This is a genomic window from Serratia sp. CY44782 (assembly GCF_052168715.1).
GTDB classification, from domain to species: Bacteria; Pseudomonadota; Gammaproteobacteria; order Enterobacterales; family Enterobacteriaceae; genus Serratia; species Serratia nevei.
On sequence record NZ_JBJNME010000004.1, the window covers coordinates 260,939 to 285,283 of the forward strand.

A 24,345-nucleotide genomic window follows, 5' to 3' on the forward strand; every position below is an offset into this window, starting at 1 on the left:
GGGTTGATAAGCAGGGGTTTATGCTGGAATTACAGCACCATGCGAACAATTTCAATGTTGCCCAACTCTTCGTACAGGGTTTCGACCTGCTCGATGTGAGTAGCGTTGATGGTGATGGAAACGGAGTGGTAGTTGCCTTTGCTGCTCGGCTTGACCTGCGGGTTGTAATCGCCCGGTGCATGGCGCTGCACCACTTCAACTACCTGGTCAACCAGCTCAGGCTGCGCCAGGCCCATCACCTTGTAGGTAAACGAGCAAGGGAATTCGAGCAGTTCGTTCAGTTTAGTTTTTTGCATGTGCGTGCGCTCCAGAGTGCTAGCTAATCTATAAATTATAACTCCCGCCGGGGCGGGAGTTAATGTTATTCAGTATATGGGGGCAATTTCGCCCGATTCAACCGTTAACCGAACCAGTGGTGGAACATCAGTTTGATGTAGTCCACGATGCGGCTGAAGAAACCGCCTTCTTTCACTTCGTTCATCACCACCAGCGGACGCTGGTCGATGGTTTTGCCGTCCAGCTGGAAGTTGATGCTGCCGACCACTTGGTTTTTCGCCAGCGGCGCGTGAATTTCAGGGGTGTTCAGCACGTAGCTGGCCTTCAGATCTTTCATGCGGCCGCGCGGGATGGTCAGGTAGACGTCTTTGTCCACGCCCAGCTCAACGCGGTCGGCATCGCCGAACCAGACCGGCTCGGAGGCGAACTCTTTACCGACCTTCAGCGGCGCCACGGTTTCGAAGAAGCGGAAGCCCCAGGTCAGCAGTTTCTTGCTCTCGGCTTCGCGGCCTTTGTAAGTGCGGCCGCCCATCACGGCGGAGATCAGACGCATCTGGCCTTCGGTCGCCGAAGCCACCAGGTTGTAACCCGCCGCATCGGTGTGGCCGGTTTTGATGCCGTCGACGTTCAGGCTGTTATCCCACAGCAGACCGTTGCGGTTCATCTGGCGGATGTTGTTGAAGGTGAACTCTTTTTCTTTGTAAATCGCGTACTCTTCCGGCACGTCGCGGATCAGCGCCTGGCCGATCAGCGCCATGTCGCGCGCCGAGCTGTACTGGCCCTGGGCATCCAGGCCGTGTACCGTCTGGAAGTGGGTGTTCTGCAGGCCCAGCTTGCTGACGTAGGTGTTCATCAGGTTAACGAACGCGTCCTGGCTGCCGGCGACGTAGTCGGCCATCGCCACGCAGGCGTCGTTACCGGATTGCAGGTTGATGCCGCGGGTCAGTTTGGAGACCGGCACGCGATCGCCCGGCTTCAGGAACATCAGCGAGGAGCCTTTGAACACCGGGTTGCCGGTCGCCCAAGCGTCCTGACCGACGGTCACCAGATCGTCCTGGCCGATTTTGCCCGCTTTCAGCGCCTGGCCGATGACGTAGCTGGTCATCATTTTGGTCAGGCTGGCCGGATCGCGACGCGCGTCGGCGTTCATCTCGGCCAGCACCTTGCCGGAGTTGTAATCAATCAGGATGTACGCTTCCGCATCGATCTGCGGGACACCTGGGATCATGGTTTTGATGTTAACGTCATCGGCATGTGCAACGGAGGCTGCGCTCATTGCGATAACGGTGCCGAGTGCGATGCTTTTGATTAAGCGAAAAGAAGTTACTTGTTTCATGATCGGGACTACAACATCCGTGAAAGTAAAGTTAAAAAACGAGCCACACTATAGCAGATGCGATCCCGGCAGGCATTACCCATTCATCTGACTAATTGCGGTTAGAGAACTTTTAGCTGCAAGAAAATGTTTCAGCTAAATAACCGCTTATCAGCCGCGAATGCCCGCCGGGCTTAACGCTTAGGGTGCAGCAGTAACGAAAGACTGTTGTTGCGCTTCGCTGGCCAGGCGTTGCTGCAGCTGGGCCGCCTGCTGACGGCTGCTGAACGGGCCGAGCTGGACGCGATAAACGTTGCCGTTAGCCGCCACTTTGCCCGGCACGCCAAACTGCTGGCTCAGGCTTTGCTGCCAGCTCTGGGCGCGCTCGGCACTGCTCAGCGCACCGACCTGCACCACGTAGCCGCCGGAGGAAGACGCGGCAGCCATGCTGGCAGCCGTGGCACCGGCCGCGACCGGAGCGGCCACGGCGGCGACTTCAGGTTCTGATCCTTCCAGCACGCCGGCCGGTACGGCGCTTGGCGCGCCGAGGAAACCGCTGCGGCCAGTTGCGTTGCCGCCGGCGGCTGGAGTGTTATTGTCGTCGGTGCGCAGGGTGCTGTTATCGATCGGGCGCACCGCCGCGCCGCTGGCGACCGGCACGTCCTGTTGGATCGGGGTGCCCATGCCGCTGGAGCCGAGATCCGGGCGCGCCGGCAGGGCGTAGCTCTGTTTCGCCACGATGGTGCCGATGGTGCCCGGGCCGCTCAGCGTGCCGTCCGGCGCCACGTTGATGAAATCGACTTTGACCTTGGTGTTGTTGGACAGGTTGAGGCGATCGGCGGCGGCTTTCGACAGATCGATGATGCGGCCCTTGGTGTAAGGCCCGCGATCGTTGACGCGCACCACCAACTGACGGCCGTTGGCCAGGTTGGTGACACGTACATAGCTAGGGATCGGCAAGGTCGGGTGCGCCGCGGTCAGGCCGTTCGGATCGAACTGCTCGCCCAGCGCGGTGGTGTTGCCGTTGGCTTCTTCACCATACCAGGCCGCCAGGCCGGTCTGCGAGAAGTTCTGCGGATCTTTTACGATGCGGTAAGTATCGCCATTAACCTTATAATCCTGCATGTTATTAGGGTTATAGGGTTCATATTGAGGCTCGACGCCACCGATTTCCACCACCGGGCCGTTGTACGGCTGCTGTGGCGCCTGCTGTTCCGTGGTCGGGGCGGTACAGGCGGAGAGCAACACCGCCGCGACGCCGATCCAAAGCCATTCCTTACGCATTACTCACCTCTTATAAACTTTTAGACAGCATTTTCCGATGCGTGTGGATCGACATGATGATGCCGAAACCGGCCATCAACACTATCAGCGCCGAACCCCCGTAACTGACCAGAGGCAAAGGTACGCCAACTACCGGCAAAATGCCACTGACCATACCGATGTTAACAAAGACATAAACGAACAAAATCAGCATCAAGCCGCCAACCATCACGCGGCCGAAGGTGGTTTGCGCCTTGGCGGCGATCATCAGCCCGCGAATGATCACCAGCAGGTAAAGCGCCAGCAGCACCAATACCCCGATCAGCCCCAGCTCTTCGGCCAACACGGCGAAGATAAAGTCGGTATGGCGCTCGGGCAGGAACTCCAGCTGCGACTGGGTGCCGTGCAGCCAGCCCTTGCCGGACAGGCCGCCGGAGCCGATGGCAATCTTGGATTGAATGATATGGTAGCCGGCGCCGAGCGGGTCGCTTTCCGGATCGAGCAGCATCATTACGCGGTCGCGTTGATAACCGTGCATCAGGAAGAACCACAGCACCGGGATAAAGGCCGCCAGCGCGACGGCGGCGACGGCGATCAGTTTCCAGCTCATGCCCGACAGGAACAGCACGAACAGGCCGGAGGCGGCGATCAGGATCGAGGTGCCCAGATCCGGCTGCGCGGCCACCAGCAGCGTCGGCAGGAAGATCAGCACCAGGGCGATGGCGGTGTTTTTCAGCGAAGGCGGGCAGACATCGCGGTTCATAAAGCGCGCCACCATCAGCGGCACGGCGATCTTGGCGATTTCCGACGGCTGGAAGCGCACCACGCCGAGATCCAGCCAGCGCTGCGCGCCTTTACTGATCTGCCCGAAGGCATCCACCAGGATCAGCAAAATCACGCAGAAGATATACAGATAGGGCGCCCAGCTTTCGTACACGCGCGGCGGGATTTGCGCCATGACGGCCATCACGATCAGCCCCATGACGATCTGCCCGATCTTGCGTTCCATCATGCCGATGTCCTGGCCGCTGGCGCTCCACATCACGAAGGCGCTGTAGACCAGCAGGGCCAGGATCAGCAGTAGGAACGTCGGGTCGATGTGGATTTTGGTCCAGATCGAGCCTTTTTGTTGGCTTTCAGTCATGTTCTACCTTAGTCACCTTCTACGCCAGGCGGCAGCGGGGCCTCGCTTGGCAATTGCGTATTGTTGTCGCCCAGCAGAATATGGTCGAGGATCTGGCGGGTAATGGTGCCCACCGCCGGACCGGAGCCGCCGTTTTCCAAAATGATGGCGACCGACACCGTCGGGTTGTTGAACGGCGCGAAGGCGGTCATCAGCTTGTGATCGCGCAGGTGCTCCGCCAGTTTGTGGGCGTTGTAGGTTTCGTAGCCGAATACCTGTGCGGTACCCGATTTCGCCGCGGCTTTGTAAGGGGCGTCCGCAAAGTACTTGCGCGCCGTCCCGTTCGGACGGTTGGCCACCCCGTACATGCCGTCTTTGGCGATTTCCCAGAAGCCGGAGTGAATATCGCCGATCTGCGTGTCTTCTTCCTGTTTGAACGGCACCAGCGCGCCGTTGACGCGGGTGCTCTGCAGCAGGTGCGGCGTTTTGACGGTGCCGTCGTTGATCAGGGTGTTCAGCGCCTTGGCCATCTGGATCGGCGTGGCGGTCCAGTAACCCTGGCCGATGCCCACCGGAATGGTGTCGCCCTGATACCACGGCTTTTTATAGCGCTTCAGCTTCCATTCGCGCGTCGGCATCAGGCCGGAGCGCTCTTCGGACAGATCGATGCCGGTGTACTGGCCGTAACCGAATTTGGTCAGCCAGGTCGACAGCCGGTCGATCCCCATGTCATAGGCGACCTGATAGAAGTAGGTATCTGCGGACTCTTCCAGCGCCTTGGTGACGTTCAGCCGGCCGTGGCCCCATTTTTTCCAGTCGCGGAAGCGTTTTTCCGAGCCGGGCAGTTGCCACCAGCCGGGATCGAACACCACGGTGTTTTTGGTGATCACCCCGGCGCTGAGCGCCGACACCGCGATATAAGGCTTCACCGTCGACGCGGGCGGGTAAACCCCCTGCGTGGCGCGGTTGATCAGTGGGCGATTCGGATCGTTCAGCAGCCCCTGATAGTCCTTGCTGGAAATGCCGTCCACGAACAGGTTCGGATCGTAACTCGGGTTGGACACCATCGCCAGAATGGCGCCGGTGCGCGGATCGCTCACCACCACCGCGGCGCGGCTGCCTACCAGCAACTGCTCGATATAGCGCTGCAGGTTGAGATCGAGCGTCAGGTAGACGTCCTGACCGGCGGAAGGCGGCTGCTCGTGCAATTGGCGGATCACCCGGCCGCGGTTGTTGACCTCGACCTCTTCGTAGCCGGTTTTGCCGTGCAGCGTGTCTTCGTAATAGCGTTCGATGCCCAGCTTGCCAATGTCGTGGGTCGCGGCGTAGTTGGCCAGCTTGCCGTCTTTGTCCAGGCGTTCGACGTCGCGGTCGTTGATTTTCGACACGTAGCCGGTGACGTGGGTGAGGGCGGAACCGTAAGGGTAGTAGCGGCGCTGGTAGCCTTTCACTTCCACGCCGGGGAAGCGGAACTGATTGACCGCAAAGCGGGCGACCTGCACTTCGGTCAGCGCGGTTTTCACCGGAATAGAGACGAAACGGCGCGAACGCTTGCGTTCTTTTTCGAAATTGGTGATGTCGTCGTCGGTCAGGTCGACCACCGTGCGCAGCGCCTGCAGCGTGGCCTTGAGATCGTCAACCTTCTCCGGCATCAGCTCCAGCTGATAAATGGTGCGGTTGAGCGCCAGCGGGGTGCCGTTGCGATCGTAGATAATGCCGCGGCTGGGCGCGATAGGCACCAGCTTGATGCGGTTTTCGTTGGAGCGGGTGCGGTAATCCTCGACGCGGACCACTTGCAGATTATACAGGTTGGCGATCAGGATGCCGGACAGCACCAGGATGACCAGGAACGCCACCAGGGCGCGGCGTACAAACAGGGCGGATTCAGCCGTATAGTCGCGAAAAGGGTTACGTTCTATTTTCATCCCGCTGCTTTATTTCACTCTGTCACGGTCACCACCGGCTATTCCCGGTGGTAAGGATGATTTGTAGTAATACTCCAGGCGCGGTAGAGGCTTTCGGCCACCAGGACGCGCACCAAAGGATGCGGCAATGTCAACGGAGAAAGTGACCAGCTCTGCTCGGCAGCGGCTTTGCAGGCGGGCGCCAACCCTTCCGGGCCGCCGATCAGCAAGCTGACGTTACGGCCATCCTGCTTCCAGCGCTCAAGCTGCTGCGCCAGCTGCGGCGTTTCCCACGGCGTGCCTGGGATATCCAGCGTAACGATGCGGTTGCCTTTGCCCACCGCCGCCAGCATCTGTTCGCCTTCTTTGTCCAGAATGCGCTTGATGTCGGCGTTTTTGCCGCGTTTGCCCGCCGGGATCTCGGTCAGCTCAAACGGCATATCTTTGGGAAAGCGGTGCAGGTAATCCATAAAGCCGGTTTGCACCCAGTCTGGCATTTTGGTGCCGACCGCCACCAATTGCAGTTTCACCGCTTAGCTCCAGAGTTTTTCCAGCTCGTACAGGCGACGGCTCTCTTCCTGCATCACGTGCACGATCACTTCGCCCAGATCGACCACGATCCAGTCGGAGGCTTCCTGGCCTTTCATGCCGTACAGCTCCATGCCTGCAGCACGGGATTCCTGCACCACGTGGCTGGCGATCGACATCACGTGGCGAGTCGAGGTGCCGGTGCAGATGATCATGCAATCGGTGATGCTGGATTTGCCCTGGACGTCCAGAGCGATAATGTCTTGGCCTTTCAGGTCATCGATTTTATCGATGACGAAATCTTGGAGCGCTTTACCTTGCAAAGGTTCCCCCTCGGGTGTGTTCTGTTCAGTCGGCTGCGGCGGGCAAAATGCGCGCGCCGCGGCGTAACCGGATAATGGTTTCGGCAGGCTGCCGCTGAAAGCCAGCTAACTGGTGACTGCCCGGCCAGCTAAGGTTTCCGGGGTTTTCAGCGGATACCTGAAAAATAGCGGCGCAGTATATCACGCACCTTTCGCTAGCGATATAAACCCTGCAACTCGATGTAGCGCTGCACCGGGCGTGGCAGCAGGTCGTCGCAGTTGAGGCCCTGATGGCGGCGCTGGCGAATCTCGGTGGCGGAAATTTCCAGCTCCGGCGTATCGGCCAAATAGATATGGCCGTGTGGGCGACGGCTGAGCAGCGCCGGGTCGGCGGTGCGATGGCGTTCCAGCCACTGCTGCAGCTCCGGCGTGTCCATGCGATCGTTATAGCCCGGGCGCGCCAGCACCAGCAGATGGCAGACGTCCAACAGCGCCTGCCAGCGATGCCACTTATGCAGCGTCAACAGCGAGTCCTGGCCAATAATAAACGCCAGCGGCTGGGCGGCACCACGCTCTTTACGAATCGTTTCCAACGTCTCGATGGTGTAGGAGGGAGTGGTGCGGTGCAGTTCGCGATCGTCGACCGCAAACAGCGGATTGCCGGCGATCGCCAGCTCGACCATTTTCAGGCGCTGCTGCGCATTGGCCTCCGGCTGCGGGCGGTGCGGCGGCACGTGGTTAGGCAGCAGCGTGACGCGATTCAGGCCCACTTCGGCGGCCAACGCTTCGACCGGCCGCAGGTGGCCGTAGTGGATCGGGTCAAAGGTGCCGCCGAACAGCGCGTGCAAAACGGTGGGGTGTTCCGGATTAGTGGGCATCGCTAAAACTCGTGGCCAAGGGTTTGCCGCACAGCAGCATCGACAGGGTTTCCAGTTCCGGCCAGACCGACTGGCCATAATCCTGCTTGAGAGTCAGTTCGATTTGCGTCAGCAGCTGTACCGCCTGCTGTAGCTGGGGGCCGGATAGGCGTTGCAGTGCCTGGGTTACCAGCGGGCGGCGGTTCTGCCAAACCTTGTGCTGATCGAACAGCGTGCGCAGCGGCGCGGAAGCCATGCGGCGCTGCAGCGTCAGCAGCAGCAGCAGTTCGCGCTGCAGAGTGCGCAGCAGGATCACCGGCTCCACGTCCTCTTGCTGCAGCTGTTGCAAAATATGCCAGGCGCGCTTGCTCTTGCCGGCCAGCAGGGCATCCAGCCAGTGGAACGGCGTGAAGTGGGCGGCGTCGTTCACCGCCTGCTCGACGCGCGGCAGCGTGAGTTTGCCGTCCGGGTGCAGCAGCGACAGCCGCTCCAGCGCCTGCGACAGCGCCAGCAGGTTGCCTTCGTAGCAGTAGCACAGCAGCTGATTGGCGGCGTCGTCCAGCTCCAGCTTCATCGCCTTGGCGCGCGTGGCGACCCAGCGCGGCAGCTGCGCCTGTTCCGGCGTCTGGCAACTGACGAGGGCACCGTGCGGGCTGAGCGCCTTGAACCAGGCGCTGTTTTCCTGCGCTTTGGTGAGGCGCGGGCCGCGCAGGATCAGCAGAATATCCTCGTGCAGCAGCGTGGCGAGTTTGGTCAGCTGTTCGCCGATCGGCGCCGTCGGGCCGTTTTCCGGGAAGATCAGCAGCAGCGTCTGGCGGCTGGCGAACAGGCTCATCGCCTGGCAGATGCCGAAGATGGCGTCCCAGTCGGTATGGGCGTCGAGGGAAATGCTGTAGTGCTCACTGAACTGCTGTTGTTGCGCGGCCTGCCGGAGCAAATCCTGGCTTTCCTGCAGCAGCAGCGGTTCATTGCCGCTCAATAAATAACAAGCGCGCAGCCCCTCTCGGAGCTGCGCGGCAAGTTGTTCCGGATAAATGCGGATCATTGTGCGGTTTGGCTTGCCGCTCGTTCGCCGGCGGCAGCGGCTTTCTGCCGGTTCTCTTCTTCCGCCGCATGCACGGTCAGCAGTTTGCGCACCAGCTGTTGCGCCGCCTGCTCACGCATTTCCTGGCGAATGATCTCCTGTTCGGAGTCCTTGGCCAGCGCGGTCAGCGGGTTGTCGAAGAAGGAACGGAACACTTTCACCGACAGCGGATACAGGTCATGGCCCGGGATCAGCACCTGCGCCTGCACGGTCAGCACCAGCTGGTACTCGGCGGTTTTACCGTCCTGGAAGATCGAAGCGGTATCCTGGCTTTCCGTCGCGCCGACGATACGCAGGGAAGGCACGTCTTTACGTTTCGGATCGCTGACGATAGTCACATCATTCAGACGCAGCTGCTCACGCACCGCGCGCGTCAACGGGCCGTAAGGATCCGAACTGTCCAGGATCAGCGTTTTCATTTCATTCGGCACCTGCGTGGTGCCACGCAGGTGAAAACCGCAGCCGGCGGTGACCAGCACCGCCAACCCCAGCAACAGCGTCAGAATACGTTGTCGCACAACTCCTCCTTGTGTTAACCCACAACCAGGTTAAGCAGTTTGCCCGGAACGTAGATCACTTTGCGAATCGTGACGCCGTCCAGATATTTAGCCACCAGATGCTCTTCGGCAGCGCGCGCGCGCACCTGCTCTTCGGTCGCATCGGCAGATACGGTGATTTTAGCGCGAACCTTGCCGTTTACCTGCACCACCACCAGCTTGGAGTCTTCGACCATCGCCTGCTCGTCGGCAACTGGCCATGGCGCGGTGTCCACGTCGCCTTCGCCGCCCAGCGCCTGCCACAGGGTGAAGCACACGTGCGGGGTGAACGGATACAGCATGCGAACCACGGCCAGCAGCGCTTCTTGCAGCAGCGCGCGATCCTGCTCGCTCTCTTGCGGCGCGCGGGCCAGCTTGTTCATCAGCTCCATCACGGCGGCGATCGCGGTGTTGAAGGTCTGGCGGCGGCCGATATCGTCGGTTACCTTGGCGATGGTCTTGTGCAGATCGCGGCGCAGCGCTTTCTGATCTTCGTTCAGCGTCGCTACGTCGAGCGGCTGTACCGCGCCTTTTTCCACGTGATCGTAGGCCAGTTTCCACACGCGTTTCAGGAAGCGGTTAGCCCCTTCCACGCCGGATTCCTGCCACTCCAGCGTCATTTCTGCCGGCGAAGCGAACATCATGAACAGACGCACGGTGTCCGCGCCGTATTTTTCCACCATCTCCTGCGGGTCGATGCCGTTGTTTTTCGACTTCGACATTTTGCTCATGCCAGCATAGACCAGTTCACGGCCTTGCGGATCGGTGGCCTTGATGATGCGGCCCTTGTCGTCGCGCTCGACGGTGGCGTCAACCGGAGATACCCAGACGCGCTCGCCGCTGTTGCCGGTGTAGTAGAAGGCGTCGGCCAGCACCATACCCTGACACAGCAGGCGCTTGGCCGGCTCGTCGGAATCCACCAGGCCTGCATCGCGCATCAGCTTGTGGAAGAAGCGGAAGTACATCAGGTGCATGATGGCGTGTTCGATACCGCCGATATATTGATCGACCGGCAGCCAGTAGTTGGCGGCGGCCGGATCCAGCATACCCTGGTCATACTGCGGGCAGGTGTAGCGCGCGTAGTACCAGGAAGACTCCATAAAGGTGTCGAAGGTGTCGGTTTCACGCAGCGCCGGCTGGCCGTCGACGGTGGTCTTCGCCCACTCAGGATCGGCCTTGATCGGGCTGGTAATGCCGTCCATGACCACGTCTTCCGGCAGGATCACCGGCAGCTGATCTTCCGGCGTCGGCATCACGGTGCCGTCTTCCAGCGTCACCATCGGGATTGGTGCGCCCCAGTAACGCTGACGGGAGACGCCCCAGTCGCGCAGACGGTAGTTGACCTTGCGCTGGCCCACGCCTTTGGCGACCAGTTTGTCGGCGATGGCGTTGAAGCCCGCTTCATTGTCCAGGCCGTCGAATTCGCCGGAGTTGAACAGCGCGCCTTTGTCGGTCATCGCTTCGGCGCTCACGTCAGGCTGGCTGCCGTCGAGGTTCAGGATCACCGGTTTGATCGGCAAATCGTATTTGGTGGCGAATTCCCAGTCGCGCTGGTCGTGCGCCGGTACCGCCATCACGGCGCCGGTGCCGTATTCCATCAGCACGAAGTTGGCGACCCACACCGGCAGCTTCTCGCCGCTCAGCGGATGGACAACGAACAGGCCGGTCGGCATGCCTTTCTTCTCCATCGTCGCCATTTCGGCTTCGGCAACTTTGGTATTGCGGCATTCTTCGATGAAGTCGGTCAGCGCCGGGTTATTGCGCGCGCCCTGTTGCGCCAGCGGGTGGCCCGCGGCGACCGCCACGTAGGTGGCGCCCATGAAGGTGTCGGGACGGGTAGTGTAAACCGTCAGCTTCTCTTCGCTGTCCGCCACGTTGAAGGTGATTTCCACGCCTTCGGAGCGGCCAATCCAGTTGCGCTGCATGGTTTTCACCTGCTCTGGCCAGCTTTCAAGCGTGTCCAGATCGTTCAGCAGCTGGTCGGCGTAGGCGGTGATTTTGATGAACCACTGCGGGATCTCTTTACGCTCGACCTTGGTGTCGCAGCGCCAACAGCAGCCGTCGATAACCTGTTCGTTGGCCAGCACGGTCAGATCGTGCGGGCACCAGTTCACCGCCGAGGTCTTCTTGTAGACCAGGCCTTTTTCATACAGCTTGGTGAAGAACCACTGTTCCCAGCGGTAGTATTCCGGCTGGCAGGTGGCGATTTCGCGATCCCAGTCGTAGCCGAAGCCCAGCAGTTTCAGCTGGTTCTTCATGTATTCGATGTTGTCGTAGGTCCACGGGGCCGGTGCGGTGTTGTTTTTCACCGCCGCGCCTTCCGCCGGCAGGCCGAACGCATCCCAGCCGATCGGCTGCAGTACGTTTTTGCCCAGCATGCGCTGATAGCGCGAGATCACGTCGCCGATAGTGTAGTTACGAACGTGGCCCATGTGCAGTCGGCCGGACGGGTAAGGCAGCATGGATAGGCAGTAGTACTTTTCCTTGCTGTCGTCTTCGGTAACTTTGAAAGTCTGCTTCTCTTGCCAGTGAAGCTGTACGTTCGATTCTATGTCTTCTGGACGGTATTGCTCTTGCATGGCGGCCGGTGGTCCTGTAGGTGTAAACCGTTGCCCCGGTCAGAGGCAACGCAATGAACATTTAGTATTCGTAGATCCGCATAGCATAGCTGATAAGACCTCCCGGCAACAACTCCAAGCGCCTGACTCGGCGCATTTAAAAAAAACGCCGCCATGACGCGACTCACAACCTGCGGATCCCGCGTCTTGCCAAGTGACATCAGTCATTTACGGCTAAAATAAGAACAAGTAGCTTAGGGGTATCCCTACAGCCAAGTCCGGCGCAGCGTTTATCGAGGAGAGTCTATGAACAAGGTTGCTCAGTATTACCGCGAATTGGTGGCATCGCTGACCGAACGCCTGAAAAACGGTGAACGCGATATCGACGAACTGGTGGCCAGCGCCGAGCGGCGGTTGAACGAGGCCGAAGATCTGACCCGCGACGAGGTGCGGCAGGTGACGCAGGCGGTGCGGCGCGATCTGGAAGAGTTCGCCCGCAGCTATCAGGAAAGCCGGGATGAGTTTACCGACAGTGTGTTTATGCGGGTGATCAAAGAGAGCCTGTGGCAAGAGCTGGCGGATATCACCGACAAAACCCAGCTGGAGTGGCGCGAAGTGTTCAAGGATGTCAGCCACCACGGCGTTTACCACAGCGGTGAAGTGGTGGGGCTGGGCAATCTGGTGTGTGAGCAGTGCCACTACCACCTGGCGTTCTATACGCCGGAGGTGTTGCCGCTCTGCCCGAAATGCGGTCACGACCAGTTCCAGCGCCGGCCGTTTGAACCTTGATGATGTTCCCCGCTGCGGCGGGGAACGCTAAGGCCGGCATTTAACGGAACAGTTTCTTCAGCAGGTTGCTCAGGAAACCGCCGCTGACGGCTGCCGGGGCGGCTTGCGCCGGTGCGCTGGCCGCTACGGCGATGCCGGCCGGGATTTTCTGCGCGATCGCGATGCGGCTGTCCTGGGCGGCTTTCTCTGCCGCTTCCGGGCCGTAGGCGAAGCCTTCCGCCAGCACGAACTCAACGTCGGTGATGCCGATAAAGCCCAGGAACAGCTTCACGTACGGCGTGATCAGATCCGTCGGCGTGTCGGCGTGGATGCCGCCGCGGCTGGAGATGACGATCGCTTTCTTGCCCGTCACCAGCCCTTCGGCGCCGGCGGAGGTATAGCGGAACGTCTGGCCGGCGCGGGCGATCAGATCGAAGTAGATCTTCAGCTGCGTCGGGATGTTGAAGTTGTACATTGGGGCGCTGATGATCAGCGTGTCGTGCGACTTCAGTTCGGCAATCAGCTCATCGGACAGCGCCAGGGTGCTTTGCTGGTGCGGCGTCAGCGGCTTGTCGCCGGCGGTAAAACCGGCCATCACTTCGCCATCCAGCTCCGGCAGGGTCGGGTTGGCCAAATCGCGCACGGTGAATGTGTCTTCAGGGTGAGTTTCACGCCATTGTTCAACAAAAAAATCGACTAATTTTCCAGACTGGGAATATTCACCCAGAATGCTTGATTTCAGGACCAGTACGCGGCTCATTGGCTTATCTCCAGGCGAAGTCTAATCGGTAACGATGTCAGTCGGTGTAAACGCATGGTAGAGGCAAGCCAGGAACAGTGATAGCGCAAAAATTCGCTGAGTTAAATCAAAAAACTTGAATGAGGGGCGCGAGCGCCCCCGATGGGATCAATAACGCGCTACGCGCTCGGCCAGCAGATCGATAAAGCCTTCGCGGTTGATGCCGGTCAGCACTTCCACGTTGGCCGCGTTGCCGGTTTGCTGGAAATAGTCAACCACCGTCATGCCGACGGTGTATTCCCCTTTGGTTTCCACCCCCACCCAGCGCTCTACGCCGGTAAACAGCTGCGGCGCCAGCAGCCAGGCGATGGTGCAGGGATCGTGCATCGCCGCGCCGGGCAGGCCGCGCGGATGGCTGAGGTACAGCGGCAGGTAAAAATCGAGCATCTCCGCGACCGCCTGCGCGACCGGATTGTCTATCTGGCGAATGCGCTCGATATCCTGCGGCAACACCAGAGCCTGATGGGTGACGTTCAGCCCGGCCATGGTCAGCGGCACGCCGGATTTCAGCACCATTTCGGCGGCTTCGGGATCGACGAAGATGTTGAACTCCGCGACCGGCGTGGTATTGCCGGCGTTCATGCCGCCGCCCATAAATACGATGCGCTCGATGCGGCTTTTCAGCTCGGCATGCTGGGCCAGCAGCAGGGCGATGTTGGTCATTGGGCCGGTCACCACCAGGGTCATTGGCTGCGGGCTGGCGCGCAGCAGGTCGGCGATCAGCTCGACGGCGCCGCGGGGATCGGGTTTGATGGTCGGCGTCGGCAGGTGGGTATTGCCCATGCCAGTTTTGCCGTGAACATAGTCGGCGATCACCAGTTCGCGCATTAGCGGGCCGCCGGCGCCGGCGGCGACCGGAATGTCCTCGCGCTGCATCAGGGTCAACAGGCCCAGCGCGTTATGCAGGGTTTTCTCCGGCGTCTGGTTGCCGGCGGAGGTGGTGATGGCTTTGACGTCCAGCTCCGGCGAACGCAGCGCCATAGCCAGCGCGATGGCGTCGTCGAGGCCGGGATCGCAATCGATGATAATAGGGCGGGGCATGTTCTTTCTCCTCTGTTTGTTATCCAGCGAGCATCGGATCAAAACCGGGGAGAAACAAGCGCTTTTAGTGCCGGGAGAGAGGATGCGCCCCTGACGGGGCGCATGGATGGCGTATTTAGTGCAGGATCTTGGCCAGGAAGTCCTTGGCGCGCTCGGACTCGGGGTTGTTGAAGAAATCGTCTTTGTTGCGGTCTTCGACGATTTTGCCTTCGTCCATAAAGATTACCCGATTCGCCACCTTACGGGCGAAGCCCATTTCGTGGGTCACCACCATCATGGTCATGCCTTCGTTCGCCAGTTCGACCATCACGTCCAGCACTTCGTTGATCATTTCCGGATCGAGCGCCGAAGTCGGTTCATCGAACAGCATGGCGATAGGATCCATGCACAGCGCGCGGGCGATGGCGACGCGCTGCTGCTGGCCGCCGGACAGCTGACCGGGGAACTTGTTGGCATGGGCGGAGAGGCCGACGCGTTCCAGCAGCTTCAGGCCCTTCTCGCGCGAGGCGGTCTTGTCGCGCTTGAGCACTTTCACCTGCGCCAGCGTCAGGTTGTCGATGATAGACAGGTGCGGGAACAGCTCGAAGTGTTGGAACACCATGCCGACCTTGGCACGCAGCTGCGCCAGGTTGGTTTTCTTGTCGTTGACCGGCGTGCCGTTCACCAGGATGTCGCCCTGCTGAATTGGCTCGAGACCGTTGACGGTTTTGATCAGGGTGGACTTGCCGGAACCTGAAGGACCGCAGACGACGACCACTTCGCCTTTTTTCACTTCGGTGGTGCAATCGGTCAACACCTGAAAGTGACCGTACCACTTAGAAACATTTTTCAGGGATATCATCAAACAGTCCTTTTCTTCAAATAGCTTACCAGCGCCGAGACGGCGAGGCTGATAACAAAATAGACAAAGCCGGCGAACAGGATCATTTCAACCTGGGTGCCGTCGCGTTCGCCGATGGTCGACGCGGTGCGGAAGAAGTCGGCCAGGCTCAGTACGTAAACCAGCGAGGTATCCTGGAACAGTACGATGCCCTGGGTCAGCAGCAGCGGCACCATGGCGCGGAATGCCTGCGGCAGGATCACCAGCCGCATGGATTGCCAATGGGTCATGCCCAGCGCCAGCGCGGCGGAGGATTGGCCGCGCGAGATGCTGATAATGCCGGCGCGGATGATTTCCGAGTAATAGGCCGCTTCAAACAGGGAAAAGGCTACCATAGCCGAGATCAGGCGAATATCGGTTTTCGGCGATAACCCTAGAACCTGTTGTAATAAGCTTGGAACCACCAGATAGAACCATAGCAGCACCATCACCAGCGGCACCGAGCGGAACAGGTTGACGTACAGGGTGGCGAACCAGCTGATCGGTTTGAACGGCGACAGACGCATCACCGCCAGCACGGTGCCCCACAGAATGCCGACCACGATGGCGGTCACGGTGATCTTCAGCGTGATCACCATGCCCTGCAGCAAATAAGGGAAGCTTGGGACGATCGACGCCCAGTCAAATTCGTACATTATTTACTCCCCAGGTTGCCAGGCAACTGCACTTTCTTTTCGACCAGACGCATAAACAGCATGATAACGGCGTTGATGCCGATATAAGCCAGCGTGATGGCGGTAAAGGATTCATAGGCGTGTGCGGAGTAATCCAACAGCTTGCCGGCCTGCGCGGCCATGTCCACCAGCCCGATGGTGGAGGCGATGGCGGAGTTTTTGACCAGGTTAAGCATTTCCGAGGTCATCGGCGGCACGATCACCCGGTAGGCGTTCGGCAGCAGCACGTAGCGGTAGGTTTGCGGCAGCGTCAGGCCCATCGCCAGCCCGGCGGCTTTCTGGCCGCGCGGCAGGGACTGAATGGCGGCGCGCACCTGCTCGCATACGCGGGCGGCGGTAAACAGCCCCAGGCAGAGCATGGAGGAGACGAAGAACTGCACGTTGGGATCCAACTCGCTTTTAAACCAGGTGCCGATATTGGCCGGCAGCAGCTCGGGGATCACCAGATACCAGGTAAAGAATTGCACGATCAGCGGCACGTTGCGGAACAGTTCGACGTAACAGGTGCCGAGGGCGGAAAGAAAGCGGTTGGGCACGGTACGCAAGATACCGAACAGCGAACCGACGAAGAAAGCGATAATCCATGCACAGACGGAGAGGGCCACCGTGACCTGAAAGCCGGACCAAATCCAGCCGAGGTAAGTGGTGTTCCCAAACGGGGCCTGCTGCAGGAAGATACCCCAGTTCCAATCTATTGACATAACAAACTCCGGTAAACGGGCGCAGGGCGCCGAAGATTGATGACTTGATGAGCGCCGATCGCCGTGCGGCCAGTCTGGCTGGCTTGTTGTGTGCGGAGATCGGTGATGCGCGTTGGGGAAAATGAGGGAGGGGAACGGCCCCCCTCATACCTGTCTGTCCCAGTCATCAACTGGGCCGGTTTGGCCTGCGGCCGCCCCGGCTCTTGTTCTATTTAGTTCAACGCTTTGTCGTTAGGCTCTTTGAACAACTGCTTCATGTCGTCCGACAGTTCGAAGTTCATGTTGAGGTTTTTCGGCGGAATAGGCTGTTTGAACCATTTGTCAAACCACTTGGCCGCTTCGCCGGAGGTTTGCGCCTGAGCGATGGTGTCATCAACCAGCTTTTTGAATTCAGGATCGTCTTTGCGCAGCATGCAGCCGTAGGCCTCTTTCGACTGCGGCGTGCCGATGATTTCCCACTGATCCGGCTTCTTGGCCTTGGCGCGCTCGCCCGCCAGCAGGGCGTCATCCATCATGAAGGCCACGGCGCGCCCGCTTTCCAGGGTGCGGAAGGAGTCACCGTGGTCTTTGGCGCTGATGATGCGCATGTTCATTTTGTCGCTGTCGTTCAGCTTGTTCAGCAGCACTTCGGAGGTGGTGCCGGAGGTGACCACCACCGGTTTGCCGGCCAGGTCTTTAAAGTCTTTGATGTCGGAGCCTTTTTTCACCAGCAGACGGGTGCCGACCACGAAAATGGTGTCGGAGAAGGCGGCCTGTTTTTGGCGCTCGAGGTTATTGGTGGTGGAGCCGCACTCGAAGTCATAGGTGCCGTTTTGCAGCAGCGGGATGCGGTTCTGCGAGGTAATCGGCAGCATTTTCACCTGCAGATTCGGCGCATTAAGCTTTTTCTTAACAGCTTCAACGATTTGGTTGGAGTAGTCCTGAGAGTAGCCCACAACTTTTTGTTGGTTGTCGTAGTAGGAAAAGGGCACTGACGATTCGCGGTGGCCGACAACGATCACGCCGTTGTCTTTGATTTTCTTCAGCGTACCGGACAGGTCTTCCGCATGCGCCACGCTACCTGCCATACCGAGCAGCAGTAACGATAACGCCAATTTACGCATTTGCATGGTCCAACTCCTTTGCTGTTGTGGTGGCTCTGACTAAAGAGCGTCAGGTTAAATCGACTATTTATTGCTCAAGTTATAAAGATAGTCTTAGAACGGATAGCCGTTAAAAAATAACCGATTGTGAATACCTTGAAACTAAAATGTTTCATTTTTTGAGACGCCGCGCGCACCAAATCAATGCAACGAAACCCTAACGCCCCTGCGTGGTGCGCTCAATGCACCCAAAATGTGCGCAGGTGCGACAAAACGTCAGCAAAAGTAAATCGGCGCGCGCTGTCACCATAGTTAAAGCAAGGAGTGTGCCAGCCGCGTTGATTTAACGGCGTTTTCTGACCAAGGAGGGGATAGTGACGGGAACGCGGGGCGCGGCGGGCGCGCCCCGGCGAGAAGGACTATTTGCGGCGCAGGCCCAACATCAGCGCCCAGCCGCCCAGCAGCAGGGTTATCACCCACAGCGGCGTGGCGCCGAAGCGCGCGTAAGGCGTGACGCCGGTGGTCGGTGTGACCTTCACTTCGAGCACCTGACGGGTAAACTGCGGGATCTCGGCGATCACCTCGCCGTTCGCATCCACCGCGGCGGTAACGCCGTTATTGGTGCTGCGCAGCAACGGTCGGCCGAGCTCCAGCGCCCGCATGCGCGCCATCTGAAAGTGCTGCCACGGGCCAATGGAGTGGCCGAACCAGGCATCGTTGGAAATGGTCAGCAGGAAGTTGGTGTCCGGGCGGAAGTTATCGCGCACCTGCTGGCCCAACACGATTTCGTAGCAGATGGCCGCCGTCAGATTGTACCCGCGCACGCTGAGCTGCGGCTGCACGTAGTCGCCGCGGCTGAAGGAGGACATCGGCAGATCGAAGAACGGCGCCAGCGGCCGCAGCAGGGTTTCCAGCGGCACGAACTCGCCGAACGGCACCAGGTGGTGCTTATTGTAGCGATCCTTGGCTGGGTAGCTGTACGGCGTCGGTTCGCCGAGCACGATGGCGCTGTTGTAGATCTGCTGGCCCTGTGGCGTGGCGCGCACGTCGACGATGCCGGTGATCAGGCTGCTGTTCTTCGCCCGCATCAGATCGTCCATCATGGTCAGGAAGCCGTTCTGGTTGGCTTCATAATCCGGGATGGCGGACTCCGGCCAGATGACGATCGGCGCCTTCCCCACGTACGGACGGGTTTCGTCCAGATAGGTTTGCAGCGTGCTGACCAGCGCTTTCGGATCCCATTTCATCGACTGGGCGATGTTGCCTTGCACCATGGCGACGTTCACCGCTTTTTCCGGCTGCGGAGTAAACCACTGCAGCTGGCGCAGCGGCCACGGCAACAGCAGCAGCGCGGCAGCGATGACCGCAGCCGACAGGCGGCGCTGATTGACGGCGTACACCAACAGGCCAGCGATGGCCATCAGCACAAAGGTGATGGCGTCGACGCCCAACAGCGGCGCGATGCCCTTCAGCGGGCCGTTGATCTGACTGTAGCCGAACTGCAGCCACGGGAAGCCGGTCAGCACCCAGCCGCGCAGGAATTCGGTCACCTGCCACAGCGCCGGCGCGGCGATGGCCAGCCGCCACCAGCGGGTGGCCGGCCACAGGCGCGTCAGCAGCCCGGCGAACAGCCCGGTATACAGCGACAGGTAAGCGGCGAGCAGCACCACCAGGAAGACGTTGACGGCGAAAGGCATGCCGCCGAAATCGGCGATGCTGACATACACCCAGTTGATGCCGCTGCCGAACAGCCCGAAGCCCCAGACAAAGCCGAGCAGGGCAGACTGTTTGGTGGTGCGATTGAGGGTAACGGTCAGCAGGCCGAACAGGGAGACGATGGCCGCGGGCCAGAAGTCGTAGGGCGAGAACGCCAGCGTCCCGCCGGCACCTGACAACAGCGCCAGCAGGGCGCGAACCCGCTGGCGTTCAAGTAATGAGGCTTTAGCCATGTTGGATTTAATCTTCCAGTTTCGGTGGTGGAGAATCGTCCGGAATTTTTACATGAACCTGGATAATACGTCGACTGTCGGCCATGGCAACTTTAAATAGGTAACCTTCGATTTCAATGGTTTCCCCGCGCGCCGGCAGGTGACCGAAGGCCTGCATCACCAGACCGCCGATGGTATCGACCTCGTCATCGCTGAAATGGGTGCCGAAGGCTTCGTTGAAGTCTTCGATCGGGGCCAGCGCGCGCACGGTGTACATGTGGCGGCTGAGCTGGCGGATATCCAGATCGTCTTCGTCGTCGTATTCGTCTTCGATCTCGCCGACGATCAGTTCCAGAATGTCTTCGATGGTGACCAGGCCGGATACGCCGCCGAATTCGTCAATGACAATCGCCATGTGATAGCGCTGGGAGCGGAACTCTTTCAGCATCCGGTCGACGCGCTTGCTTTCCGGCACCACCACCGCGGTGCGTAGCACCTTGTCGATGCTGAACGGCTCGGAGTCCGCGCGCATGAACGGCAGCAGATCCTTGGCCATCAGGATGCCTTCGATGTGATCTTTGTCTTCGCTGATCACCGGGAAGCGCGAGTGGGCAGAGTCGATAATCACGTCCAGGCACTCTTCCAGCGTCTGGTTGCGCTTGAGCGTCACCATCTGGGAGCGGGGGATCATGATGTCGCGCACGCGCTGCTCGGCGATATCCATCACGCCTTCCAGCATGTCGCGGGTATCGGGATCGATCAGGTCGTTTTGTTCGGAATCACGGATCAGCTCGACCAGATCGCCACGGTTTTTGGGCTCGCCGTGGAACAGCTGGTTAAGGATAAGAGTAAAGAACCCCTTCTTGGGACTGGGGCTGTCATTGCTTTGTGAATGGTCGTCGCTCATGGCGTTTTCGTTACTGTCACTCATGTCAGAGTTAAGGGGCGTCAGCGACAGCCCCGCAGGGGGCTGTAGGGTAAACGGCTGACGTCAGACGGGGTCTTTTTCCGCCAGGTACGGATCAGGGTAACCCAGTCCGTGCATGATTTCGGTTTCCAAAGACTCCATTTCTTCGGCTTCATCGTCTTCGATGTGGTCATACCCTAGCAGATGAAGACTGCCATGGACAACCATATGCGCCCAGTGGGCCTCCAGCGCTTTGCCTTGCTCAATCGCTTCCTGTTCAACCACCTGGCGGCAGATGATCAGATCGCCGAGCAGCGGCAGCTCGATGCCCGGCGGGGCCTCGAACGGGAAAGAGAGCACGTTGGTCGGCTTGTCTTTGCCGCGGTAGGTCAGGTTCAGCTCGTGGCTTTCCGCTTCGTCCACCAGACGCACGGTTACCTCGGCTTCTTCCTGAAATTGCGGCAGCACGCCTTCCAGCCAGCGCTGGAAGGTGGCCTCATCCGGCAGGCCGTCGCCGCTTTCACAGGCAATCTGCAGATCCAAAATCACCTGGCTCATGGTGTCTCCTGCTCGGAGGCGGCGAGCGCCTCGCGCTTACGTTGTTCGGCAATCGCGTCTTTGCGTTTCTGTTCGGCCGCTTCCCAGGCCTCATAGGCGATGACTACGCGGGCCACCACCGGATGGCGCACCACGTCTTCGCTGTGGAAGAAGTTGAAGCTCAGTTCTTCCACGTCCGACAGCACTTCCACCGCGTGGCGCAGGCCGGATTTCTGGTTGCGCGGCAGGTCGATCTGGGTGACGTCGCCGGTGATGACCGCCTTCGAGTTGAAGCCGATGCGCGTCAGGAACATCTTCATCTGTTCGATGGTGGTGTTCTGGCTCTCATCCAGAATGATAAAGGCGTCGTTCAGCGTACGGCCGCGCATATAGGCCAGCGGCGCGACTTCGATCACGTTGCGCTCGATGAGCTTCTCCACGCGCTCGAAGCCCAGCATCTCGAACAGGGCGTCGTACAGCGGGCGCAGGTAAGGATCGACCTTCTGGCTCAGATCGCCGGGCAGGAAGCCCAGTTTTTCGCCGGCTTCGACCGCAGGGCGCGTCAGCAAAATGCGGCGAATTTCCTGGCGCTCCAGCGCATCCACCGCGGCGGCGACCGCCAGGTAGGTTTTGCCGGTGCCCGCCGGGCCGATGCCGAAGGTGATGTCGTGATCGAGAATGTTGGCGATGTACTGCGCCTGGTTAGGCGTACGCGGTTTCACCATGCCGCGCTTGGTTTTAATGGTGACCGCCTTGCCATAATCCGGCACGCTGTCGGCCACCTGTTCCAACACCCGGCTCTCTTTGATAGCCAGGTGGATTTGCTCTGGGTCGATATCCGGGATCACGCCGCGAATCGGCGCGGTATCCACGTACAGATGGCGCAGGATATCGGCGGCGGCAACCACGCACAGGTTTTTGCCGACCAGCTTGAAACGGTTGTCGCGGCGATTGATTTCAATGCCCAATCGGCGCTCGAGTTGCTTGATGTTGTCATCAAACGGGCCGCACAGGCTGAGCAAACGCTGGTTGTCTGCGGGCTCTAACAAAATTTCTTGTGTTGCGACGTTCAAACTATTCCTCTAGGTCACATCGGGCCTGGTTGATGTCACATAGCGCGTTCGGGACGCGCGCGTTCAGGACGAGCCTGAATACTCTCTTTCTTGAATTATTCATGGTGCGCCGCAACGGCGCAAGTTTACCGCTGATCTATCTGTGCGCCATCGGCGGAATTCAAGGGAAGATAAGGAAAAAACGCGGCGGGGCGCAAAGCCCGCCGCGTCATCACAGAACAAGGCCGCCGTGAATCAGTTCTTTTTCACGAACTCGGATTTCAGCTTCATCGGGCCGAAGCCGTCGATTTTGCAGTCGATGTTGTGATCGCCTTCGACCAGGCGAATGTTTTTCACCTTGGTGCCGATCTTCAGCATCGAGGAGCTGCCTTTGACCTTCAGGTCTTTGATTACGGTGACCGCATCGCCGTCCGCCAGCAGATTGCCGTTGGCGTCTTTGACGATCAGCGCGTCCTGATCTTCCGCCGGGGCGCTGTCGCTCCACTCGTGGGCGCACTCAGGGCAGATGAACAGGGCATTGTCCTGGTAGGTGTATTCGGAGTTGCACTTCGGGCAGTGTGGGAGTTGCATGTTATGTCGCCTCTTCAACAATAAAAAATAAAAAAGAAAATCACCGGGCGCGGGCGCCCGGCGGAGAAACGGTAAGGAGTAGCGCGAATGGGCGGCGATAAGGCGGCCGCCGCGGCGTCAGGGCTGGTAAATGCCGACGCCCAGCGCGTTTTCTTTGCGGGTACGGGCGATCACCGACTGCGGGGATTCATGTACGCGCAGATCCATCTGCTGTTCGGTGCGCACCACTGCGCCACGCAGGGTGTTGGTCAGCACCTCGGTAATTTCCACGTCGACGAACTGGCCGATCATGTCGGGCGTGCCCTCGAAGTTTACCACACGGTTGCACTCCGTGCGCCCGGCCAGCTCCATCACGCTTTTGCGCGAGGTGCCCTCCACCAGAATGCGCTGGACGGTGCCGAGCATGCGGCGGCTGAACTGCAGCGCCTGCTGGTTGATGCGATCCTGCAGAATATACAGCCGCTGTTTTTTCTCTTCTTCGCTGACGTCGTCGACCATGTCCGCCGCCGGGGTGCCCGGGCGCGACGAATAGATGAAGCTGAAGCTGACGTCGAAATTGACGTCGGCGATCAGGTTCATGGTCTGTTCGAAGTCGGCCTGGCTTTCGCCCGGGAAACCGACGATGAAATCGGAGCTGAGCTGAATGGCCGGCCGCGCCTTGCGCAGCTTGCGGATAGTCGCCTTGTACTCCAGCGCGGTGTGCGCGCGTTTCATCATGGTCAGGATGCGATCCGAACCGCTCTGCACCGGCAGATGCAGGAAGCTGACCAGCTCCGGCGTGTCTTCGTACACCGCGATGATGTCATCGGTGAACTCGATAGGGTGGCTGGTGGTGAAGCGAATGCGATCGATGCCGTCGATGGCTGCCACCAGGCGCAGCAGTTCGGCGAACGAACAGATCTCGCCGTCATGCGTGGCGCCGCGGTAAGCGTTGACGTTTTGGCCGAGCAGGTTGACCTCGCGCACGCCCTGCGCCGCCAGTTGGGCGATTTCGAACAGCACATCGTCGCTCGGGCGGCTCACTTCTTCACCGCGGGTGTAAGGCACCACGCAGAAGGTGCAGTATTTGTTGCAGCCTTCCATGATCGACACGAATGCGGTCGGGCCTTCGGCGCGCGGTTCCGGCAGACGGTCGAACTTTTCGATCTCCGGGAAGCTGATGTCGACCACCGGGCTGCGGGTACCCTGAACGTGATTGATCATTTCCGGCAGGCGGTGCAGGGTCTGCGGGCCGAAGACCACGTCGACGCAGGGCGCGCGGCTGCGGATCAGTTCGCCTTCTTGCGAGGCCACGCAACCGCCGACGCCGATGATCACCGACGGATTCTTTTCTTTCAGCAAGCGCCAGCGCCCCAGCATGGCGAAAACTTTCTCCTGCGCTTTTTCACGGATCGAGCAGGTGTTCAGCAGTAGCACGTCCGCCTCTTCGGCGTTTTCGGTCCACTCGAAGCCGTGCGTGCTGTTCAACAGGTCGGCCATTTTCGATGAATCGTACTCATTCATCTGGCAGCCCCAGGTTTTGATATGTAGTTTTTTCGTCATTGACTTGCCATTACTCAGTGCGGAGCGAAAGTTGCGTTACGCGACATGCAGGGCGCGTATTGTAATCATTTGCCGCCGTTGTGACCAGCGTGGGGGA

At 59.8% G+C, this 24,345-nt stretch carries 24 protein-coding genes; 1 reads left to right on the forward strand and 23 read right to left on the reverse strand.

Annotation, left to right across the window (positions count from 1 at the left end):
• Positions 1-29: 29 nt before the first annotated feature.
• From ybeD to leuS, 11 genes are all read right to left on the reverse strand, one after another.
• Positions 30-296 carry a DUF493 family protein YbeD gene (gene ybeD, locus ACJ8HT_RS09510; protein ID WP_004940012.1) on the reverse strand — a complete coding sequence of 89 codons (267 nt, stop codon included), beginning with the start codon at positions 294-296 and terminating at the stop codon, positions 30-32.
• 104 nt (positions 297-400) lie between these two features.
• A complete protein-coding gene (gene dacA / locus ACJ8HT_RS09515) occupies positions 401-1,612 on the reverse strand; it encodes a D-alanyl-D-alanine carboxypeptidase DacA (protein WP_004940010.1) in 1,212 nt (403 codons plus the stop codon).
• A 180-nt stretch (positions 1,613-1,792) separates the two neighbouring features.
• Complete coding sequence (rlpA, locus tag ACJ8HT_RS09520; protein ID WP_197652262.1) at positions 1,793-2,875, reverse strand: endolytic peptidoglycan transglycosylase RlpA; 1,083 nt, start codon at positions 2,873-2,875, stop codon at positions 1,793-1,795.
• 10 nt (positions 2,876-2,885) lie between these two features.
• Complete coding sequence (gene mrdB, locus ACJ8HT_RS09525; protein WP_004940006.1) at positions 2,886-3,998, reverse strand: peptidoglycan glycosyltransferase MrdB; 1,113 nt, start codon at positions 3,996-3,998, stop codon at positions 2,886-2,888.
• Positions 3,999-4,006: 8 nt separating this feature from the next.
• Positions 4,007-5,902 carry a peptidoglycan DD-transpeptidase MrdA gene (mrdA, locus tag ACJ8HT_RS09530; protein ID WP_038877446.1) on the reverse strand — a complete coding sequence of 632 codons (1,896 nt, stop codon included), beginning with the start codon at positions 5,900-5,902 and terminating at the stop codon, positions 4,007-4,009.
• Positions 5,903-5,940: 38 nt separating this feature from the next.
• Positions 5,941-6,411 carry a 23S rRNA (pseudouridine(1915)-N(3))-methyltransferase RlmH gene (gene rlmH / locus ACJ8HT_RS09535; protein WP_004940002.1) on the reverse strand — a complete coding sequence of 157 codons (471 nt, stop codon included), beginning with the start codon at positions 6,409-6,411 and terminating at the stop codon, positions 5,941-5,943.
• A gap of 3 nt (positions 6,412-6,414) precedes the next feature.
• Positions 6,415-6,732, reverse strand: coding sequence for a ribosome silencing factor (gene rsfS / locus ACJ8HT_RS09540; protein ID WP_016928774.1), 318 nt, complete (start codon positions 6,730-6,732; stop codon positions 6,415-6,417).
• 194 nt (positions 6,733-6,926) lie between these two features.
• A complete protein-coding gene (gene nadD / locus ACJ8HT_RS09545) occupies positions 6,927-7,589 on the reverse strand; it encodes a nicotinate-nucleotide adenylyltransferase (RefSeq protein ID WP_015376938.1) in 663 nt (220 codons plus the stop codon).
• On the reverse strand, positions 7,579-8,613 hold the full coding sequence (gene holA / locus ACJ8HT_RS09550) for a DNA polymerase III subunit delta (RefSeq protein WP_055316089.1): 1,035 nt from the start codon (positions 8,611-8,613) through the stop codon (positions 7,579-7,581). The genes nadD and holA overlap by 11 nt, the downstream gene beginning before the upstream one ends.
• The gene (gene lptE, locus ACJ8HT_RS09555) at positions 8,610-9,170 is read right to left on the reverse strand and encodes an LPS assembly lipoprotein LptE (RefSeq protein WP_038877452.1); all 561 of its coding nucleotides are present in this window, start codon (positions 9,168-9,170) and stop codon (positions 8,610-8,612) included. Before lptE ends, holA begins: the two co-directional genes overlap by 4 nt.
• Before the next feature lie 14 nt (positions 9,171-9,184).
• Positions 9,185-11,767, reverse strand: a complete 2,583-nt coding sequence (leuS, locus tag ACJ8HT_RS09560) for a leucine--tRNA ligase (RefSeq protein ID WP_197652261.1) — start codon at positions 11,765-11,767, stop codon at positions 9,185-9,187.
• A gap of 285 nt (positions 11,768-12,052) precedes the next feature.
• On the opposite strand from leuS, the gene ACJ8HT_RS09565 reads away from it, so the two are divergent.
• Positions 12,053-12,535: a zinc ribbon-containing protein gene (locus tag ACJ8HT_RS09565; protein ID WP_025301844.1), complete on the forward strand. Its 483-nt coding sequence runs from the start codon at positions 12,053-12,055 to the stop codon at positions 12,533-12,535.
• Positions 12,536-12,575: 40 nt separating this feature from the next.
• Here the strand turns inward: ACJ8HT_RS09565 and ACJ8HT_RS09570 are convergent, their stop codons facing one another.
• The 12 genes from ACJ8HT_RS09570 to miaB form a co-directional block, all read right to left on the reverse strand.
• Positions 12,576-13,274 carry an FMN-dependent NADH-azoreductase gene (locus ACJ8HT_RS09570; protein WP_197652260.1) on the reverse strand — a complete coding sequence of 233 codons (699 nt, stop codon included), beginning with the start codon at positions 13,272-13,274 and terminating at the stop codon, positions 12,576-12,578.
• Between the two features lie 147 nt (positions 13,275-13,421).
• Positions 13,422-14,354 (reverse strand): pyrimidine-specific ribonucleoside hydrolase RihA, encoded by a 933-nt coding sequence (rihA, locus tag ACJ8HT_RS09575; RefSeq protein WP_048232918.1) that lies wholly within the window; start codon positions 14,352-14,354, stop codon positions 13,422-13,424.
• A gap of 115 nt (positions 14,355-14,469) precedes the next feature.
• On the reverse strand, positions 14,470-15,195 hold the full coding sequence (locus tag ACJ8HT_RS09580; protein WP_019454076.1) for an amino acid ABC transporter ATP-binding protein: 726 nt from the start codon (positions 15,193-15,195) through the stop codon (positions 14,470-14,472).
• Positions 15,195-15,869: a glutamate/aspartate ABC transporter permease GltK gene (gene gltK / locus ACJ8HT_RS09585; RefSeq protein WP_197652259.1), complete on the reverse strand. Its 675-nt coding sequence runs from the start codon at positions 15,867-15,869 to the stop codon at positions 15,195-15,197. The genes ACJ8HT_RS09580 and gltK overlap by 1 nt, the downstream gene beginning before the upstream one ends.
• A complete protein-coding gene (locus tag ACJ8HT_RS09590; RefSeq protein ID WP_019454074.1) occupies positions 15,869-16,609 on the reverse strand; it encodes an amino acid ABC transporter permease in 741 nt (246 codons plus the stop codon). Before ACJ8HT_RS09590 ends, gltK begins: the two co-directional genes overlap by 1 nt.
• A 212-nt stretch (positions 16,610-16,821) precedes the next feature.
• Positions 16,822-17,718 (reverse strand): amino acid ABC transporter substrate-binding protein, encoded by an 897-nt coding sequence (locus tag ACJ8HT_RS09595; protein ID WP_038877465.1) that lies wholly within the window; start codon positions 17,716-17,718, stop codon positions 16,822-16,824.
• A 392-nt stretch (positions 17,719-18,110) separates the two neighbouring features.
• Complete coding sequence (gene lnt, locus ACJ8HT_RS09600) at positions 18,111-19,640, reverse strand: apolipoprotein N-acyltransferase (RefSeq protein ID WP_197652258.1); 1,530 nt, start codon at positions 19,638-19,640, stop codon at positions 18,111-18,113.
• A 7-nt stretch (positions 19,641-19,647) separates the two neighbouring features.
• Positions 19,648-20,526 carry a CNNM family magnesium/cobalt transport protein CorC gene (gene corC, locus ACJ8HT_RS09605; protein ID WP_004939973.1) on the reverse strand — a complete coding sequence of 293 codons (879 nt, stop codon included), beginning with the start codon at positions 20,524-20,526 and terminating at the stop codon, positions 19,648-19,650.
• 84 nt (positions 20,527-20,610) lie between these two features.
• Positions 20,611-21,084, reverse strand: a complete 474-nt coding sequence (ybeY, locus tag ACJ8HT_RS09610; RefSeq protein ID WP_033637441.1) for an rRNA maturation RNase YbeY — start codon at positions 21,082-21,084, stop codon at positions 20,611-20,613.
• Positions 21,081-22,136 (reverse strand): PhoH family protein, encoded by a 1,056-nt coding sequence (locus tag ACJ8HT_RS09615; protein WP_004939969.1) that lies wholly within the window; start codon positions 22,134-22,136, stop codon positions 21,081-21,083. Before ACJ8HT_RS09615 ends, ybeY begins: the two co-directional genes overlap by 4 nt.
• 234 nt (positions 22,137-22,370) lie before the next feature.
• A complete protein-coding gene (locus ACJ8HT_RS09620; RefSeq protein WP_004939967.1) occupies positions 22,371-22,706 on the reverse strand; it encodes a zinc ribbon domain-containing protein YjdM in 336 nt (111 codons plus the stop codon).
• Positions 22,707-22,823: 117 nt separating this feature from the next.
• The gene (miaB, locus tag ACJ8HT_RS09625) at positions 22,824-24,248 is read right to left on the reverse strand and encodes a tRNA (N6-isopentenyl adenosine(37)-C2)-methylthiotransferase MiaB (protein ID WP_197652257.1); all 1,425 of its coding nucleotides are present in this window, start codon (positions 24,246-24,248) and stop codon (positions 22,824-22,826) included.
• Positions 24,249-24,345: the final 97 nt, after the last annotated feature.

Bases quoted from the DNA above. Each gene is read 5' to 3' on its own strand.
- ACJ8HT_RS09590 (WP_019454074.1), bottom strand. From the start codon at position 16,609: ATGTCAATAGATTGGAACTGGGGTATCTTCCTGCAGCAGGCCCCGTTT.
- rlpA (WP_197652262.1), bottom strand. From the start codon at position 2,875: ATGCGTAAGGAATGGCTTTGGATCGGCGTCGCGGCGGTGTTGCTCTCC.
- rihA (WP_048232918.1), bottom strand. From the start codon at position 14,354: ATGCCCCGCCCTATTATCATCGATTGCGATCCCGGCCTCGACGACGCC.
- ybeY (WP_033637441.1), bottom strand. From the start codon at position 21,084: ATGAGCCAGGTGATTTTGGATCTGCAGATTGCCTGTGAAAGCGGCGAC.
- miaB (WP_197652257.1), bottom strand. From the start codon at position 24,248: ATGACGAAAAAACTACATATCAAAACCTGGGGCTGCCAGATGAATGAG.
- mrdA (WP_038877446.1), bottom strand. From the start codon at position 5,902: ATGAAAATAGAACGTAACCCTTTTCGCGACTATACGGCTGAATCCGCC.
- mrdB (WP_004940006.1), bottom strand. From the start codon at position 3,998: ATGACTGAAAGCCAACAAAAAGGCTCGATCTGGACCAAAATCCACATC.
- dacA (WP_004940010.1), bottom strand. From the start codon at position 1,612: ATGAAACAAGTAACTTCTTTTCGCTTAATCAAAAGCATCGCACTCGGC.
- ACJ8HT_RS09595 (WP_038877465.1), bottom strand. From the start codon at position 17,718: ATGCAAATGCGTAAATTGGCGTTATCGTTACTGCTGCTCGGTATGGCA.
- corC (WP_004939973.1), bottom strand. From the start codon at position 20,526: ATGAGCGACGACCATTCACAAAGCAATGACAGCCCCAGTCCCAAGAAG.
- holA (WP_055316089.1), bottom strand. From the start codon at position 8,613: ATGATCCGCATTTATCCGGAACAACTTGCCGCGCAGCTCCGAGAGGGG.
- lnt (WP_197652258.1), bottom strand. From the start codon at position 19,640: ATGGCTAAAGCCTCATTACTTGAACGCCAGCGGGTTCGCGCCCTGCTG.
- nadD (WP_015376938.1), bottom strand. From the start codon at position 7,589: ATGCCCACTAATCCGGAACACCCCACCGTTTTGCACGCGCTGTTCGGC.
- ACJ8HT_RS09620 (WP_004939967.1), bottom strand. From the start codon at position 22,706: ATGCAACTCCCACACTGCCCGAAGTGCAACTCCGAATACACCTACCAG.
- leuS (WP_197652261.1), bottom strand. From the start codon at position 11,767: ATGCAAGAGCAATACCGTCCAGAAGACATAGAATCGAACGTACAGCTT.
- ACJ8HT_RS09570 (WP_197652260.1), bottom strand. From the start codon at position 13,274: ATGAGCCGCGTACTGGTCCTGAAATCAAGCATTCTGGGTGAATATTCC.
- ybeD (WP_004940012.1), bottom strand. From the start codon at position 296: ATGCAAAAAACTAAACTGAACGAACTGCTCGAATTCCCTTGCTCGTTT.
- ACJ8HT_RS09565 (WP_025301844.1), top strand. From the start codon at position 12,053: ATGAACAAGGTTGCTCAGTATTACCGCGAATTGGTGGCATCGCTGACC.
- gltK (WP_197652259.1), bottom strand. From the start codon at position 15,869: ATGTACGAATTTGACTGGGCGTCGATCGTCCCAAGCTTCCCTTATTTG.
- ACJ8HT_RS09580 (WP_019454076.1), bottom strand. From the start codon at position 15,195: ATGATATCCCTGAAAAATGTTTCTAAGTGGTACGGTCACTTTCAGGTG.